Raw genomic sequence first — 17,221 nt, 5'->3', positions numbered from 1 at the left:
TTTAAGATTTCCTAAGTTGCCTTGTTTCAGTCTATGGTCAATAGATAAGCCTTTTTTTAACTTCCTCAGCTAAATCTACTAGTAGCACTTCTACTTGCTCACCTGTTTTTAAATCTTTGAGCGAAGACTTTTGTGTTGCTGCTTCCTCAGAACCAATAATTACACAAAATTGAATTCCTTGTTTGTCAGCTAGCTGAAATTGTTTACCCAAGGGGCGCTTATCAAAGTTAGTTATCACATTAATTCCAGCCTGACGCAGATGTTGAGAAACTTTTAAATAAGTTGGCATTAAATCTTCTTGCATATTCACTACCATTACCTGGGCTGGTGTCGCCGCTAAGGTACTAAGAATACCAGCTTTTAGTAAACGACTAATTAAGCGAGTTAATCCGATAGAAATGCCTACACCCGGCATTTTTTCGCCCAAAAAGACACCTACTAATTCTTCATATCTACCGCCAGAACAAATACTACCTAATGCTTCATGTCCTAATAAGGTTGTTTCGTAAACTGTACCTGTATAGTAATCAAGACCACGGGCAATGGATAAATCAATACAGAAACGATTTTCGGCAACTCCGAGATTACGCACGCCTGCAATTACCGTTTCTAATTCGGTAACTCCCAGGATCAATTGCTCAGTTTCTGACAGATTTTCTGCAAGGTGCTTGAGTTTATCTAAGATTTCATCAACCGACCCATCAATTTTAATAAAATCAATAATATTTTGCGCCTGTTCTGCTAAAATGCCCTCTTTTTCTAAATCTTGCTTTACTTTAGTTTCACCAATTTTTTCTAAAGTATCAACGATGCCAATACAGGATTTAATTTGGTTTTCAGCAATTCCCACTGACTTAAAGAAACCAGTCAGAACTTTGCGATTATTGATGCGAATCAGAAAATCACCAATATTAATTGCTTCAAATATCTCAGTGATAATTGCAGGCATCTGAGCATCATAGAGCAAGCTGAGTTCACGACGAGCAACTACATCAATATCACACTGACGAAACTGACGAAAACGCCCATCTTTCGCCCGTTCTCCCCGAAAAACTACATCCATTTGATAGCGGGCAAAGGGAAAAGTTAACTCATTCAAGTGACGGGCAATATAAGCCGCCAAAGGAACCGTTTGATCAAACTTTAAAGCTCTTGCTTCCGAACCAGTTTCGCCCGATTTATCTCTCTCGGCTTGTCGATTTGGTGGCAGGATGGGATCAATGCCATAGATGATATTGTCGCCTTGATTCCCTTTAGCTTGCAGTACTTCTAAACGTTCTACAGCAGGTGTTTCGATGGGCGTAAATCCATAGCTTTCAAAAACCCTACGGATGATATCTAGCAAATATAATTCTAGACGCTTTTCACTAGGAAGAAACTCTGGGAAACCGCTAGGAGTAGAAAAGTTTATTTTGTCACCTTTGGCCATGCGTGTACCTTACTAAGTTGAGATTTGAGAGCATACGGAATCCGCAGGAAGTAGCTCACTTTTGTAGAAGGCTCTTTAAACCTCACCCCAACCCTCTCCTTAGTAAGGAGAGGGAGTAGAAATCTTTGCTGAGAGGAGAATTTACTATTTTAGCCGTTCTTCTTGAATTAGAGTGCGTTGAAAGATTTGATTATTCTTAAACCAATGCCAAGTGCGGGCACGATTGTTATTGTCAGGACTAATGTAGATCATTTCATATATGGTCATTTCTGGGTTTGTCTTATAAGCAAACCACAAAATAACAACTGAATCATCTGCTTCCCAAGCTTTTCCTTCTATGCGATCGGTGTCAAACCAGAGCTTATTATCTTTATAGCTTCCTGGAAATTCATACTCTTCTCGTTTACCATCAGACCAGTTGTAGCGATTTATTTGGTAGTAGGGATGAAGACCATTTTCTGGAAACTGACAAGTTAAGTGAGATTCATACTTGTCGAGAATCTTTCCTGCTGTATCAATTAATGTATAAGTTCCTACCCAATCTCCTTCATGACGGGCAAGTACGGGCATTGCTTCTCGAATATTTGACATTACAATTCACCTTTTATTGTTCTAACATCTGGAAAAATCGAGTAATGTAATCGGGAAAAGTTTTTGCTGTACAACCAGAGTCTTTTGGGCTTGTGTTCTGAACCAATGGGCTTGTGTTCTGAACGAAGACAGAGGCGATCGCCTCTAGTAAAACAAATATTTTGAACAGAGTGATGATAGCATTGGTCACTCCCCATTTTCAAACCACCAAGGGTCATTAGTAGCGTTAGTTTTAATCAAAATAGCTTTTTTTCGCATGAACCGTTTCAGCGCTGCCGCACCCATGCGTGACCCTCCCAGACCAGAGAATTTAAAGGCGTTTTTCTCTCCCTCATGTATCATGGCGGTGAGTCCAGCATCGTTGATACTGATGCCACCTGCATCTATCTGGTAGGCAACTTCTAAGGCTTCCGCTTCTGACTCGGCAAACACAGCAGCACTCAATCCATAAATTGAGTCATTCGCTAAAGAGACTGCTTGTTCTACTGTGGAAAAAGGCATCACTGGCATAATCGGGCCAAAAGTCTCTTCGGTCATCACTTTCATGGAATGGTCAACTTGGGTGATAACTGTCGGACGACACCACCAACCCCCACCTAATTCTTCAACGACACCGCCGCAGTGAATTACTGCTCCCTTTTCAACTGCATCTTGGAGATGGTCGCTAATAATTGCTGCTTGTCTTTCGGCGATGATCGGGCCAATTTCTCCACTTTCAATTGTCGGGTAGGCTAGCCCAAGGCGATGTGCTTTGGCTACTAGTTGATGGTAAAACTTTTCAAATATCGATTCAGCAACATAAATTCGCTCAATTGATAGGCATGACTGTCCGGTGTTGACGACGGAACCCCACAATATTGCTGAGGTTGCTAATTCTAAATTGGCTGATTCTAAGACGATCGCCGGATCTTTTCCTCCTAATTCCAAAAAAGCTGGAATAAACCGTTTAGCAGCCGCTTCTGCTACTTTTCGCCCCGTGGCTACACTGCCTGTAAAACATACCAAATCTACATTTTCAATCAAAGCAGATCCGGTTGTGCCTGCTCCTTCAACAAAAGTTAAGACATCGTGCAGTTTGGGGACGGCATTGAGTGCTGTAATCATTGGTGCTACGAAGCGGGGCGCAATTTCACTGGGTTTAACAATGACAGCACAACCCGCCAGCAATGCCGGAATGGTATCAATGGTAGACAGCACCAGGGGAAAATTCCACGGGCTAATTATCCCAACTAGGGGATAAGGAACGGATGTTTGTTGCAAGGCGATAAACGGAATAGCTGTATTTTTTGCAGATTCTTGCAGTAACTCCGGCGCTAACCGACACCAGCGATCGATGCTAGAGAGGAAAGAATCTATTTCTAATACTGAGACTGACAATCTTCCTGTATCATTTACCAAAGCCTCCGTTAAGCGATCGCGTCCAGATAATATAGCTTGTTTCCACTGCTGTAAGGCTTCAATTCTCCCCTCTAAACCCAACTCCTGCCAACGAACTTGCGCCCGACGCATGCGCTTACATTGCTGCACCAGCAGCTTTGGCGGCGCCGGGATAATTACGTAGTCAAATTTGCCAGTTCGGGGATTGCGGACTTCTATTGGTTTTGTCATTTGTCATTTGTCATTTGTCATTTGTCATTTGTCAAGAGTTATTTATTATTTATTCTTTATTTCCCCATGCCCCATGACGGCAGTTGCTCCACTTGGGGAAACCCCAAGACCGCACTGCCTCCCCCATTCCCAAATTCAAATTATCCCCAATTGGCTTAAGCGCTCAATGGTGGCTTGCTGCGTTTGGAGGAAGTGTTTGCGGTCTACTTCTGTTTCTAGCATAGTATTAGCTGGGTAAAAGTGTGATTGCTGGTAACTTTCGGCGTATAGCTCAAACCGTTGGCGCGAAAGTAAATTATTTAACCCCGGTCGGCGGCGATCGCGGCGTAATGCTACTAGGTCAATCTCTGCGAATGCTGCCATGCTCTCGCCTGCACCTGTCTCTGCTAAAACGATTCCGCGATGGTCAATGATTTTAGAGCCACCATCAGCCGAAGCAATGGGAATGGCAATATTAGCGACACCTGCGGTATTGGCTGAAACTACGTATGCCATGTTTTCGACGGCGCGAGTGATTTTTGCCGCGTCTTTGGGGGTGAGGTTTTTGTTGTATACTTCCGAGGTGGAATGCACAAAAATCTCCGCTCCTCGCATCGCCAAACACCGCGCCACTTCTGGATACAAAATTTCTTCTGATGCTAAAGCTGCCAAATTACCGATCTCCGTTTTGGCAACGGGGAAAACTCCCTCTAAACCATAGCAGTCGAGATACTTATCCCAAACATCATGGGGGGTGGGAGCAAATAAGGAATTTAGCCGCCGATATCGCAAAACAATTGAGCCAGAGGGGTCAATGATAAAGCAGGTTTGGAAATACAATCCGGGAAAGTTGGGGTCAACTTCGTAGGCATTGCCAGCTAAAAAGATTTTATGCTTTTGAGCAATTTTAGCAAGTGCTTCATACTCAGCCCCAGCCATTTCTATACAGGCTTTTTCTGCCCATCCTAAGAGAGAATCTCCCATCGGAAAACCAGTCAGGAAATATTCTGGCAGTACAATTAAACGACAATCAAAGCCAATAAAAGCGATACTGGCAGCAATTTGTTGAGCTAGGCGGTTGATGGAGTTTTGCATGAGCGATCGCGCTTCGTGGCGATTGCTTGTTTGGTTGACTGCATGACAAGTAACTTGCAGTGCCAAAGCGCGGTAGGATTCTAAATTAGTCGTCATTAGTCATTGGTCATTAGCAAAGGACAAAGCGATCGTACAAGTTTATTGTTTGCTTCTCCTGTCTTTGTATAAACTTAATTTACAGCTATTTTCAGGTAAATAGACCACGCGGGTAGGGGCACAGCAATGCTCATTGGTGTCAACTTAAGGTTAAAGCCAGCCTAAAACCAGCTTTTAGAGATAGTCTCGTTCCCAGTCTCTGACTGGGAATGCCCGTCGGAGAGGCTCCGCCTCCGTAACTTGCGGCAGAGCCACCAGGAACTGCATTTCTAGCCTCTGGCTAGAAACGAGGTTTTAAAGGGGTTTGAGCTTAAGTTGACACGCATGAGCAATGCTGTGCCCCTACGACAGATGTGGTTCAAATACATGATTTCTGCTGTAAATCAAGAACTCCAGGTAGGAGAGAGAATGTCAAATTTCCGCGATCGCACAGAGTCAAACACCGATAAAGTCTTACTCATCGGAGTTACTGGCGGCACAGGTGGAAATGTCGTCAAGGGATTTCTCGAACAGGGAGTTACCAACCTGCGAGTCATCACTAGAGAAATTGACCTTAATCGCCCAATTCTGGCAAAGCTTAACAGTCATTAGTCATTTGTCATTGGTCATTTGTCATTGGTCATTGGTGATTGGTCATTTGTCATTGGTCATTGGTCATTTCTCATTGGTCATTTGTCATTGGGTCATTAGGGTTTTCCAAGAAATAAATTATCCAATCTTGTGGGGTGGGCATCTTGCCCGCCTTTGATTATTGGGCTCTCGTGTCGCCCACCCCACAATAAATAATTGGATATTTTTTTATTTGTCAGTCCCTTAGCAAAGGACAACTGACAAAAGATAAATGACCAATTCAGAGAATGCGATGCCTAGGTTGGGCTTACGCCTACGCCACCCCAGAGCGATCGCACAAGTCTATCTGTCAATTCCGATCCAAATAGTCGCACAGCGATTTGGTTATCTGCGTCGCGTTCTGCACTGCTCCGACGCAGCCATAAATCACGAGCCGCTAGAGCATCCCGTGCATCTTATGGCACAGGTTCAGCTGCATCTACGCAGACTGCGTTGGGCTTTGCCCTCGCCGGAGGCATCGCTATCATCATTTGTGACTGGATTCAAATCGGCTACGACTAGACGCACAATCTTATCCGTAATGCCCCTGAAATAGCAATTTGGTAGGGTAATTATTACAACTACATATTATCAGAATGCTTGTTGAAAACCCTTGAAGATGTGTCCATGATCCAAATACGTTGGTAGGGACACAGCAATGCTGTATCCCTACGATAAATCTATATGTATCAGGGTTTGTGTGAAATGGGATGAAATCTGGAAATCATTTTTATCTCGGCGTGTAGGTGAGCTTATAGATGGTGCCACTGTAGTCATCCGAGATTAACAAATTACCCTGCTGATCGACTGCCGTATCCACGGGTCGCCCCCAGAAATCTTGCGTTCCTGGAATTACCCAGCCGCTGACTAAATCTATCTGGTCTCCTGGGATCTTTGTCGTATTTTCCCAGGGAAAGTAAACTACTTTATAACCTGTTCTCTGCTGCCGATTCCATGAGCCGTGCAGCCCTACCAATACCCCATTTGAGTATAGGCTGGGAAACTTCGTATTTTGTAAGAAGGTTAGTCCCAACGGAGCCGAATGCGCTTGAATACCTCTAATAATCTTGTCCATCGCATTGCAATTAACATGTCCATCAGCATTAAACTGATAGTCGCGATCGAAGGGCATATAGTAGGAGCCATTTGACGTGTCAGGATTGGGGTTGCAGAATGGCCAACCGTAGTTACCGCCATCTCGGACTCGCGTGAACTCCTCTGGCGGGTGGTTGTCCACGTAGGGCGGGACAACCTTGCCGTAGTTGTTAGTGGCATCCTTGAAGGGATAGGCGATGTTGTCTCGATTATTAACGGCTACCCAGAGGTCATTTGTGCCAGGGACGAATGCCAGTCCTTCTGCATTGCGTAAACCTTGGGCAAAAAGCCGCGAATTGCTTCCATCAGCGTTGTACTGGTAAATCGCACCGCGCCGTGGGTTACTGACAGTATCTGCTACGCAGGCGTTGCAGGCCGAGGCGATCGACACATATAGTTTGTGGTTGGTATCGACTGCGATATTCTTCAGTTCGTGACCGTAAGCACCTTTGAGTTCCGAGGTGCTGCTATCTGGTAAGCCAGCGACGACAACTTGGCGATTCTGGGCGGTTATGTCTCCAGATTTGTAGATGAAGCGGTTAATTTGATTACTCTCAGAGATATAAATATATGTGGTGTTGTTAATCGTGTGAAACACAATATCGTGCGGGTTGCGTAGACCTGTCACGAAGTCAGAAATAATTGGGTCTTTGCTGCCATTTGCTCTGACAATCAGTACTTTACCAGTACTGGGCTGCGACACTAGAAGATTGCCATTGGGAGCAACTGCGATAAAGCGGGCTTTCGGAATGCGAGCATAAACGGAGATGGAGAAGTTGGGTGGCACTTTCAAGTAACGGCTAACATTGAAAGGCCAAGAGCTCATTGTATTAGACACGTTAATCTTGGTGTCAACAGACGCAGCTGGTGGAATGGCCAACGCTGGGGTGGAAAGAACCTCGAAGGGCATCACAGTAGTAAGCAGGGCGAGCAAGCTAACTAGCCGCGCAGATACTATCCGTCCGAGCCACTGTTTTGGCTGTAGAGCAAACAGAATTGACATTGACATTTTCAACTTCCTTTTGATGATTAAAGTTAATAGACTTGTCGAAAATTCACTTGACATAAACTAAGGAAATAAAATGCTATCTTTGTTGAATAAAATTAATTATTCAAAAGGCTAGTACGGATTAAATAACATACCAAATCGGAGAGTTACTCAAAATTAAACAACACTATCTTTCGCCCGGAACCTATCAGCAACTACATGAAACCCTCATTGCTGCATTGTTTGAAGACATCTAAGTATTGTCTAAAACCCTTAAACAGACTGGGTTATAAATTTTCGATAAAGTCTAATTCTTACCCGAATATCTCTGAATAGCAGGTTTGATTGATTAATATTGTTCTTGTCTAGATTTAGCTAGCATATATACAACTACGATTTGATTGATGAAAAGTTTTTAAGATAAAAGCTTTACTGGACAAATTTTTTAGTCTCAGTATGCTTTCACAATCCAAGTCCGATTCCGATATTTGCTTACATCCTATTGAGATAAAAGTGAAACGTAACTCGTATATTCACTAATATTTAAATTTTCTTGGAAAAATTTTTCGAGTAAAATTACGTAAACTGGAATTTAATATCATGTTTCAGCAAAAGGTGGCAATATTCAAATACAAGTTATTGTTAGCTTACTGACATCAGTCCTCTATCTTCATCCTTATTTTTAGCTAAAGGTATTGAGTGTATAGGACTAGTATAAGATTAGTGAAATGCACGTAGTGGAACCTCTAGGCTAAAATACTGCATTAGACGTAGACGTAGGTTGGGTGGAGCGGAGCGCAACCCAACATATATCAGGATGTTGGGTTACGCAAAGCCTCCACCCAACCGACAATTTTTTTGCAACATTAAAGCCATGACAGTCCACTACAAAACTACCGAGATTTTTTCAGAAATCAAACATGATTCCTATAGAACTTTATTTATTCACGCCAACTTACTATTTAATTAGGACTTACACAAAACTACACGCGCTCTGGAGCCATTCATGAATTACCCCTACCTAAAAATCATTCTTTTCGGCTATTGTTTGCGTAAGTACTGTTAATTATGGGCGATTGCTCTTTACCGGAGAATTACTAATAGAAAATCCCCGACGCGTGGGTTTAAGATTAGCCAATTCCACCTGAAAACTTACCTTATCGCTCATTTCCCCAGTTCTTGCTTCCAAAGTCCAATTACCAGGACGCAAATACCAAAATAAAGAATTAGCTGACTGTGTATCTAACTTTTCACCATTCAGCCACCACTCAACAGGCGCAGATTTATTTCCCACTAGCTTAAATTCGAGTTTTTGCTTCGCTTCTTCACTTGGATACAGTAAGAATAAATCGCCATGATGCGGAGATAAAATTCTCAAATGGGTAGAAGTAAAATTCGATTGCTGTTGTTTTGCCAACCACTCATCATACTCTGCTGGTAAATTGAATTGATTTTCACGTTCGTAATTACTTTTATCTTCAGGATAGAAATATTCCTGCACCACTGAGGTACAATCTGGTGTTGGTCGTAACCCCGAAATTGCACAAACAGGTAGTTGTACTAAACCTTCTGGAGGCGGGAAATCTGCTGGTTCTTGATGTTCGTGCAGATGTAACATAATCCGATTCCATAAGGGTGCAGCCCCTGTCACACCTGAAACTTGTCGCATCGGTTCGCCATTGAAATTGCCTACCCAAGTAGCAACGGTGTAATCGGTAGTGAAGCCAACTGTCCAAGTATCACGAAAATTGGAAGAAGTGCCAGTTTTAACCGCAGAAGGAAAGGGTAAATTTAACACTGAGTCTACACCAAATGCTGTTGCACGAGCATGGCGATCGCTGAGTATGTTGGTGATTAATTGCCAGATTGTGTGATTAGGGAGTGGGGAGTTTGTAGAGACGCGATGAATCGCGTCTGTAGAGAGTGGGGAATTGGAAAATGTGCTTAGTAAAGGGGTAGCATTCCCTTGTCGTGCTATGGTCAGGTAAGCATGGGCTAATTCCCAGAGGCTGACTTCGCCACTACCCAAAGTCAAACCTAAACCATAATGTTCTGGTGTTTGATTGAGGTGTTCAAATCCCAGTTGATGCAGACGTTCTAAGAAAGTTTCCACACCTACTTTTTCTAACACCCGCACTGCGGGTACATTTAGGGAATTTGCTAAAGCGATTCGCACCCGCACAGGGCCAAGAAACCTTTCGGTGTAATCTGTGGGGCTGTAAAGTTTTGCGCCGGGAATTGCATAATGGGCGGGTACATCTGCTAAAATCGTATTTGGGCGAATTAAGTTTTTTTCTAAAGCTAATTCGTATATAAAAGGCTTGAGGGTAGATCCTGGTTGACGTAACGCCTGTACTCCATCATTGCGTCCCAGTTTGACTTCATTAAAATAATCAGGTGAACCGACATAAGCCAAAACTTCACCAGTGCGGTTGTCAATCACCAACGCAGCTGCATCATGGACATTGTTAGCGGCTAGGGAAGAAATTACGTGCTGCACCTGTGCTTCGACAAACTGCTGCAAAGGGCGATTTATAGTGGTGCGAATGGGGGAATTTTGTTCTGTTTGCGTCTGATCAAACTGATTGGCTAACCAAAATAAAAAGTGTGGTGCGGCGATAATTCCCCGTTGGCGAGACTGAAACACAACTTTTTCGGTATGTGTTCGGGTTGCGATCGTCGAAGACGCACTAATATAGTTTTCTTGTACCATCCGATTGAGGACGTATTTTTGTCGCTGCTTCAGCCGTTCCCAATGCTCATAAGGGTTAAAATATGTGGGATTATTGGGAATAGCAGCCAACAAACTAGCTTGGGCAAGATTCAACTCACTAGCTGGGATGGAAAAATAAGTCTGCGCGGCTGCTTCCACACCATATATATTCCCACCCATTGGCAGCCGATTGATATATGCAGCCAGGATTTCATCTTTATTCATCCCTGCTGTTAACCGCCAAGATAGCCAAATCTCACTCAGTTTACCAGAGAAGTTGCGGGGGACGGGATCTAACATCCGCGCCAACTGCATCGTAATTGTGGAAGCGCCGGAAACAACTCTTTTCGCGTGGATGGCTTCTTTGCTGGCGCGGATAACAGCTTTCATATCCAACGCCCCGTGATGGTAAAAGCTGCCATCTTCGGCTGCTAAAATGGCATGGATAAACTGGGGCGAAACTTGATTCAGTGGTACTACTGATGTATGCTCTTGGTCACGGGTGAGCAATGTTCCTAATGGTAAACCATTGCGATCGCTAAATTGCATTGCCAACTGATTTTGGGCAATATCTGCGGCACGAATGGGCGCAAAATATGGTAATAGGCGTACAATCAGACAGATTAGCAGCACAGCTAGGATAATTTTACTGTGCTTAATTTTGAGTAGCGATCGTGAAATTAGTTTCATCAGGGAATCCCCTGTATAAGAAAACTTACCTTAATTTTCCCGCAGAGTTACTTACATCTACATCAGTAAATATGTCAAATCCTTAATAATTCATTTTTACTAACTTAGCAAATGTAAATTAATGTTTGCGAAATTTAAATACTTCTTTATAGTTAAGAATTGTAGTTATTTTTTGGAACAATCACACTGAGTTAGTTATCAATGTAAATAAACATTGAAGAAGAATTCAGAATTCAGAATTCAGGAGTCAGAATCAATCAGCAAAAAAATTGTAGGTTGGGTGGAGGCTTTGCGTAACCCAACATCCTGATATTATATGTTGGGTTGCGCTCCACTCCACCCAACCTACGTCTAATACACTATCTTAGCTGAATTTTGACTTCTGACTCCTGAATTCTGTTCGATAAAGTAATGCAAAGTTTTGTTAGCTATAATTTACGAATTTTTAATTTTGAATTACTAAAAATATGATTATCAGAGTTTTACTCCGTTTCCACCATAAAATTACCTATCGCGTCTTTCGCATCCTTGGCGGTTCGTTAAAAAAAATTAGACATTCCTCAAGGCGCAAGAGAAAAATACAGTTTATTCTTCTCTTTACATTTATGTTAGGAATGGCAGGGTGTAATTTTTTTGCTATCAACTCAGCTAAAGAACAACTACCAGTAGTTTCCTCACTCACACCCCCAAAATTACCAGACTGGATTGAACAAATTAGTCCCATTGGCGATGCGAAATCTCTTAACCAAATCCGCATCCGTTTTAAAGAGGCTTTAATACCAGTTGAAAGTCTTGATAGTCCAGAACAGCAAAAAATATTACAAAGATTTGCACTGTCGCCGCCCTTACCCGGTCAATTTCGCTTTTTAACACCGCGTATGGTGGGATTTCAAGCTGATAAAGCATTGCCAATAGCGACAAGATTTCAAGTTACCCTCAAAGCCGGGTTAGCCGATTTAAAAAATCATCGCCTAGACAAAGATTTACCTTGGACTTTCAATACTGAATCTATCAACCTGACTAATCTTCCTGGTGTGAATCCTGTTGAGAAGGCTGATGTTGAACCAATTGATTTACAAACAAAGTTGCAATTTACCTCAAATGTAGAATTGGATTTAACTTCTGTACAAGAACATTTACAGTTAATTCCTGAAGGGAAAAATAAAGGTATAGGTTTTAAAGTCGAATTCAACAAAGAAGAAAAACCAGTAAAAAATGAAGAAGACCCTTTAGAAAAATTTGACCCTTCAGCACGCAATTGGATTTATAACCTCATCCCCCAGCAAAATCTCGAAAAATCAACCCGTTATCGCCTGGTATTTTCTCCCGGAATACGTCCGGCTTATGGCAATCTACCTACAGAGAAAGAATTTGCCACTAAGTTAGCAACTTATTCGCCTTTGGCATTTCAGAAAATTAACTTTTACGGACAGCCAGATTCGGGGGGAACATTTGGAAGATTTCTTAAAGGCAGTCCGCAGCTAGAATTTAATAATGTCTTACTCCCAGATTCAGCTAAAGAAAATATTACGATTAATCCAGCACCAAAAGAAATTTCGAGAATTATCCAAATAAATGATGAAGATAAAATTGTTGGTATCAATCCTTATGCGCTAGAACCTGCCAAAAGTTATACAATTACTATCGGTGCTAATCTCAAAGATAAGTTTGGCCAAACTTTGGGTAAACCTGTCACAGTTAAATATGATACTGGAGATTTAGCTGGGGATATCTGGGTACCATCAGATTTGAATATTTTCCCCACAGGTAAAGATTTACAGCTAAATATTAGTGCGGGAAATCTGCCAGAATCTAAATACAAAGCAGCTTATCGAGTAGTTAAACCGACAGATTTAGTTTATTTTAATAATAGTATTGATTTATTACCACAACCTTCTGATTGGCAAAGCTTTCAGGTATCAGGGAAAAAAAATCAATCAGTTGACATTGCTGTTCCTCTCCGAGAAAAAATAAGTGCTGCTACGGGAATGTTAGCTTATGGAGTGCAAGCCCGTACTAATAAATATCAGGAGAATGGTAAGGAACTGTGGCGAGAACCTACGACTTATGGCTTAGTTGAATTGACGAATTTGGGCGTATTTACTCAGTGGTTTCCTGAATCAGGCTTAATTCGCGTCAATCATCTTACAGATGGTTCGCCAGTGAAAGCGGCTGCTGTGGAAATTTATCAATCAAAATTACAGGCGAAATCTCGCCCGGAACCAGTACCTTGTGCAACAGGTAAAACTGATGACAATGGAATTTTTAGAATTGTTCGTGAAGGATTACCGCAATGTTATTCTGGAAATGAAAGTTCTAGTAAATCACCACAATTATTAGTAATTGCCCGTGAAAATCAAGATTGGGCATTCGCTAGAACAGAAGAATATAGCGGCGTTTATGGATATGGTATTGATGCAGGTTGGCAAGATGGTAAGCCAGAATCACGCGGGGTAATTTTTTCAGACAGGCAGTTGTATCAACCAGGAGAAAAAGCTTGGTTGACTGGTTTCGCCGACTTCTTACAAAATGGTGCAATTCAGCAAGATAAAAATGCTGCTTACCAATTAACTTTGGTAAATCCTGATGGACAAAAGACCAATTTAGGTACGCAAACTACAAACGAATTTGGTACATTTTCTCTGGAAGTGCCAATTAAAACTACTCAACGCTTAGGCTACTATACAATCCAGGCGAAGGGAAAGAACGGGCAAGAAATTTCTGGAGAATTTCGGGTTGCTGAGTTTAAGCCACCCAATTTTAAAGTCGAACTCAACTTAGATAAAGAATTTGCTCTCATTGACGAGAAAGTGGATATTAATGCTACAAGTAATTATTTATTTGGTGCGCCTGTAGAAGGTGGAGAAGCAAAATATTTTATTACTCGTCAGCAGGCTAATTTTGTTCCTAAAGGTTGGGACGAATTTGCTTTTGGTAGACAATGGTTATGGCCGGAGGAAACTCCGACTATATCTAGTGATGTGTTGCAAACTAATGCCCAGCTAGATGCTAATGGTAAAAGTAGTCAAACTGTGAATGTGGCTAATGATTTACCATATTCGATGACTTACCGAGTAGATGTGCAAGTTGCAGATGTTTCTAATCTATCTGTAGCGAATTTCAAAACTTTTACAGCATTACCAAGTAATCGCCTCATCGGGTTAAAAAGCAATTTTATCGCTGATGCTGGTAAGGCTTTTCCCATTGAAGTGATTGTTACTGATCCTACAGGAAAACCGATAACAGGTCAACGGGTGCGCCTGGAATTACAACAGATAAAATACAGCAGCGTTACGCAGTTAGTGGAAGGTAGCCGAACACCAAAAAATCAAGTTGAATATAAAACAGTCAGACAAGCAGAAATTACATCTGCTAGCAATCCGCAATCGGTAAGTTTGACAGCGCCGGAATCTGCTTCATATCGGATTAGAGTTAATTTTAGTGATGCGAAAAGCGAATTAAGTGCCACAGATTTACAAATTTGGGCAACTGGAGGAAATTCAGTATTTTGGGGTTCGGGAGAAAAAGATGTCTTAGAAGTTAAATTAGATAAAAAAGAGTTTAAAGCGGGTGAAACCGCTACTGCACTAATTCAATCTCCCTATCCAGATGCAGAATTGTACTTTGCTGTGATTAAAGACAAACCCCTTTATCAGCAAATTATCAAAGTTCAGGGAGGCGCACCACAAATACAGTTTAAAGTTACGCCAGAAATGCTGCCAAATGCAGCCATCGAAGCTGTGTTAGTCAGACAAGGTAAACCCATAAACCAAGTGGAAGCGGGAAGTTTAGATAACTTGGTGAAGATTGGTTTTACACCTTTTAAAGTTAACTTAGAAGATAAGTATTTAAAACTGCAAGTTAAGCCGGTGCAAGCATCATTAGAACCTGGTGCAGAAGAAACAGTACAACTGGAATTGAAGGACAATCAGGGAAACCCCACCAAAGGACAGTTTACAGTCATGGTGGTAAATGAAGCGGTGTTACAACTTTCTGGTTATCGTCCGCCAGATTTGGTAGATACAGTTTATGCAGAACAGCTAATATCTACCCGCTTTAACGATAATCGCGCGGATGTAATATTACAACCACAAGATGTAGCTAAACCCAAAGGTTGGGGTTATGGCGGTGGTTTCTCAACTGGTGCAGCTAATACTCGCACTCGCACTGATTTTCAAGCCTTAGCTTACTACAACGGTTCTGTCCTCACCGATGCAAATGGTAATGCAAAGATAACCTTTAAACTCCCGGATGACTTAACTACATGGCGGGTGATGGCTGTCGCCACCGATGGAAATCTGCGTTTCGGGAATGGGGAGGCGACGTTTATCACCACAAAGCCACTGCTAACTAATGCCATTTTGCCACAGTTTGCCCGTCCAGGCGATCGCATCCTTGCTGGTTTATCTGTAACTAACAACACTGGGAATACAGGAAATCTCTCAATTAATGGCGAACTTAGCGGTAATGTGAAGTTTGCTGAGAAAAACCCCACAACTACTGCTTTGCAAACCAAAGCTGAATCCGCAACTCATGCTTATCGCTTTCCAATGGTGGCGGATAGTGTGGGAATTGCTAAAGTTCGCTTTACCACTCAGCTAAATACAGCCGCAGATGCTTTTGAAGTACCTTTGGAAATTAAGCCAATTGAAATTACAGAACAAGTCGTTGAAACTGGTGTCACTGAAAAACAGGTGAAGATTCCCCTGAATGTTGATAAAAATACCTTCCCTGATGCGGGAGGTTTAGATATTCAGTTGGCGAGTACTTTGATAACGGAGATTCAAGCACCAGCAAAGCAGGTTTTAGAAGATGATGATTTGCCGTTTACTGAACCGGCTGCAAGTCAGTTAATAATTGCGGCTAATTTGCAAACTATTGCCCAAAAATATGGTCAAGCATTTGCAGAATTTAATCCTAGCCAACAGGCAAGTAAAGCAATTGAAAAATTACAAAAACTCCAAATAGCCGATGGTGGTTTTACTACTTTTCCCGGACAAGAAAAATCCGACCCTTGGGTTTCTTCATACACGGGTGAATCTTTGGCTAAAGCCAGTCAGGTATTCCCTAATTTAGTCGATTCTGCAATGCTGTCTCGCCTGAAAGCTTATTTGCAAAAAGTTCTGGCGAATCCTGGAGAATACGATTTTTGCAAACAGCAATTATGTAAAAGGCAACTGCAACTTAATGCTTTAATCTCACTGGCACAAATTGGGGAAAAACGCAATACTTTTCTTGCGGATATTTATGGACAAAGCAATAACTTTGATGTCGTAACTAAAATTAAACTAGCGCGATACTTATCTCAATTCCCAGAATGGCAAGACGAATCTCAACAATTAGTGAACAAGTTACAACAGAATATCTATGAAACTGGTCGCACAGCAGTTGTAAGTTTACCAGATAGTTGGGGATGGATGAGTTCGTCTACCGCGACGCAGGCGGAAGCTTTACGTTTATTTATTGCCAAGCAGAGTAAACCCGAAGTTATAGATAAGTTATTCCAAAGTCTTCTGGCATTACGACGGAATGGCACATGGCAAACTAACTATAACAATGCTCAAGCCTTAACAGCTTTGGTAGAATATAGCCAACTGCAACCCACGCCGCCTAATTTTGTTGCCACAGTGCAATTAGCTGGTAATAAGTTAGGAGAAAATCGCTTTGAAGGCTATCAAAATCCTAGTTTACAGCTAAATGTGCCGATGAATAAATTACCTCGTGGTCGTAATGATTTAACGCTGCAAAAATCAGGTAATGGCACTTTGCACTATCTGGTTGCTTATAATTATCGCTTGCAAGGAAATCAATCAGGCAGATTTAATGGTTTACGCATAACACGAGAAATTAGTCAAGTAAATAAAGATAAAGTTTTACAAAAAACAGGTCTTTATGCTTTCGATAAACCCTTGACTTTAGCATCTGGACAGGTGTTTGATATTGGTTTAGAAATCATCTGCGATCGCCCCGTAGATCATATAGTAATTAAAGATCCGCTACCATCGGGTTTTGAGGCGGTGGATGCGAGTTTTCAAACTACCACAGCTGCATTACAAGCAAAAGCCGATAACTGGGAACTTGGCTTTAAGAATGTGTACCGCGATCGCATTATCGCATACACCGACCACCTGGAACCAGGAGTTTATAGTCTGCATTACTTAGTCCGTTCTGTGACTCCTGGTACATTTTCTTGGCCTGGTGCGGAGGTTCACTTGCAATATGCACCAGAAGAATTTGGGCGTACAGCTGAGTCTACACTGATATTAGAGGATAGCAAGTAATATAACTTCATCTTTCAAAGTCAATCTCATTAAGAATTGATAGTTAG

General features: G+C 41.9%; 9 protein-coding genes and 1 pseudogene. 2 read left to right on the top strand and 8 right to left on the bottom strand.

Translation table 11 applies throughout. The annotated features are described in order from the left end of the window. Positions 1 to 37: 37 nt before the first annotated feature. From hisS to V7K27_RS26645, 5 genes are all read right to left on the bottom strand, one after another. Positions 38 to 1,429: a histidine--tRNA ligase gene (hisS, locus tag V7K27_RS26665; protein WP_334951303.1), complete on the bottom strand. Its 1,392-nt coding sequence runs from the start codon at positions 1,427 to 1,429 to the stop codon at positions 38 to 40. A gap of 144 nt (positions 1,430 to 1,573) precedes the next feature. After that, positions 1,574 to 2,020, bottom strand: coding sequence for a DUF3598 family protein (locus tag V7K27_RS26660; protein ID WP_334951302.1), 447 nt, complete (start codon positions 2,018 to 2,020; stop codon positions 1,574 to 1,576). After that, a complete protein-coding gene (locus tag V7K27_RS26655; protein WP_334951301.1) occupies positions 2,020 to 2,217 on the bottom strand; it encodes a hypothetical protein in 198 nt (65 codons plus the stop codon). Before V7K27_RS26655 ends, V7K27_RS26660 begins: the two co-directional genes overlap by 1 nt. Then, complete coding sequence (locus tag V7K27_RS26650; protein ID WP_334951299.1) at positions 2,207 to 3,628, bottom strand: aldehyde dehydrogenase family protein; 1,422 nt, start codon at positions 3,626 to 3,628, stop codon at positions 2,207 to 2,209. Before V7K27_RS26650 ends, V7K27_RS26655 begins: the two co-directional genes overlap by 11 nt. A 135-nt stretch (positions 3,629 to 3,763) precedes the next feature. Further along, positions 3,764 to 4,798: a nitrilase-related carbon-nitrogen hydrolase gene (locus V7K27_RS26645; RefSeq protein WP_334951298.1), complete on the bottom strand. Its 1,035-nt coding sequence runs from the start codon at positions 4,796 to 4,798 to the stop codon at positions 3,764 to 3,766. A 324-nt stretch (positions 4,799 to 5,122) separates the two neighbouring features. Here V7K27_RS26645 and V7K27_RS26640 point away from each other — a divergent pair, with 324 nt between their 5' ends. Beyond that, positions 5,123 to 5,389, top strand: coding sequence for a hypothetical protein (locus V7K27_RS26640; protein ID WP_334951297.1), 267 nt, complete (start codon positions 5,123 to 5,125; stop codon positions 5,387 to 5,389). A 275-nt stretch (positions 5,390 to 5,664) separates the two neighbouring features. Here the strand turns inward: V7K27_RS26640 and V7K27_RS26635 are convergent. The 3 genes and pseudogenes from V7K27_RS26635 to pbpC form a co-directional block, all read right to left on the bottom strand. Further along, positions 5,665 to 5,850 (bottom strand): annotated as a pseudogene (locus V7K27_RS26635) (red chlorophyll catabolite reductase); the annotation flags it as partial. 287 nt (positions 5,851 to 6,137) lie between these two features. Further along, on the bottom strand, positions 6,138 to 7,511 hold the full coding sequence (locus V7K27_RS26630) for a PQQ-dependent sugar dehydrogenase (RefSeq protein ID WP_334951296.1): 1,374 nt from the start codon (positions 7,509 to 7,511) through the stop codon (positions 6,138 to 6,140). A gap of 1,045 nt (positions 7,512 to 8,556) precedes the next feature. Next, positions 8,557 to 10,893 carry a penicillin-binding protein 1C gene (gene pbpC, locus V7K27_RS26625; protein ID WP_334951294.1) on the bottom strand — a complete coding sequence of 779 codons (2,337 nt, stop codon included), beginning with the start codon at positions 10,891 to 10,893 and terminating at the stop codon, positions 8,557 to 8,559. Positions 10,894 to 11,498: 605 nt separating this feature from the next. Here pbpC and V7K27_RS26620 point away from each other — a divergent pair. Next, complete coding sequence (locus V7K27_RS26620) at positions 11,499 to 17,174, top strand: alpha-2-macroglobulin family protein (protein ID WP_334951292.1); 5,676 nt, start codon at positions 11,499 to 11,501, stop codon at positions 17,172 to 17,174. Positions 17,175 to 17,221: the final 47 nt, after the last annotated feature.

It is taken from the genome of Nostoc sp. (assembly GCF_036919575.1).
Lineage (GTDB): Bacteria > Cyanobacteriota > Cyanobacteriia > Cyanobacteriales > Nostocaceae > Nostoc.
The sequence above is the reverse complement of the archived record's forward strand: the minus strand, read 5'-3'. Positions and strand labels throughout refer to the sequence as shown.

What these genes read in the sequence shown, in the direction of transcription:
- V7K27_RS26650 (WP_334951299.1), bottom strand. Translation starts at nt 3,628, where the DNA reads ATGACAAAACCAATAGAAGTCCGCAATCCCCGAACTGGCAAATTTGAC.
- V7K27_RS26640 (WP_334951297.1), top strand. Translation starts at nt 5,123, where the DNA reads ATGAGCAATGCTGTGCCCCTACGACAGATGTGGTTCAAATACATGATT.
- V7K27_RS26660 (WP_334951302.1), bottom strand. Translation starts at nt 2,020, where the DNA reads ATGTCAAATATTCGAGAAGCAATGCCCGTACTTGCCCGTCATGAAGGA.
- V7K27_RS26655 (WP_334951301.1), bottom strand. Translation starts at nt 2,217, where the DNA reads ATGGGGAGTGACCAATGCTATCATCACTCTGTTCAAAATATTTGTTTT.
- V7K27_RS26620 (WP_334951292.1), top strand. Translation starts at nt 11,499, where the DNA reads ATGTTAGGAATGGCAGGGTGTAATTTTTTTGCTATCAACTCAGCTAAA.
- V7K27_RS26645 (WP_334951298.1), bottom strand. Translation starts at nt 4,798, where the DNA reads ATGACGACTAATTTAGAATCCTACCGCGCTTTGGCACTGCAAGTTACT.
- V7K27_RS26630 (WP_334951296.1), bottom strand. Translation starts at nt 7,511, where the DNA reads ATGTCAATGTCAATTCTGTTTGCTCTACAGCCAAAACAGTGGCTCGGA.
- pbpC (WP_334951294.1), bottom strand. Translation starts at nt 10,893, where the DNA reads ATGAAACTAATTTCACGATCGCTACTCAAAATTAAGCACAGTAAAATT.
- hisS (WP_334951303.1), bottom strand. Translation starts at nt 1,429, where the DNA reads ATGGCCAAAGGTGACAAAATAAACTTTTCTACTCCTAGCGGTTTCCCA.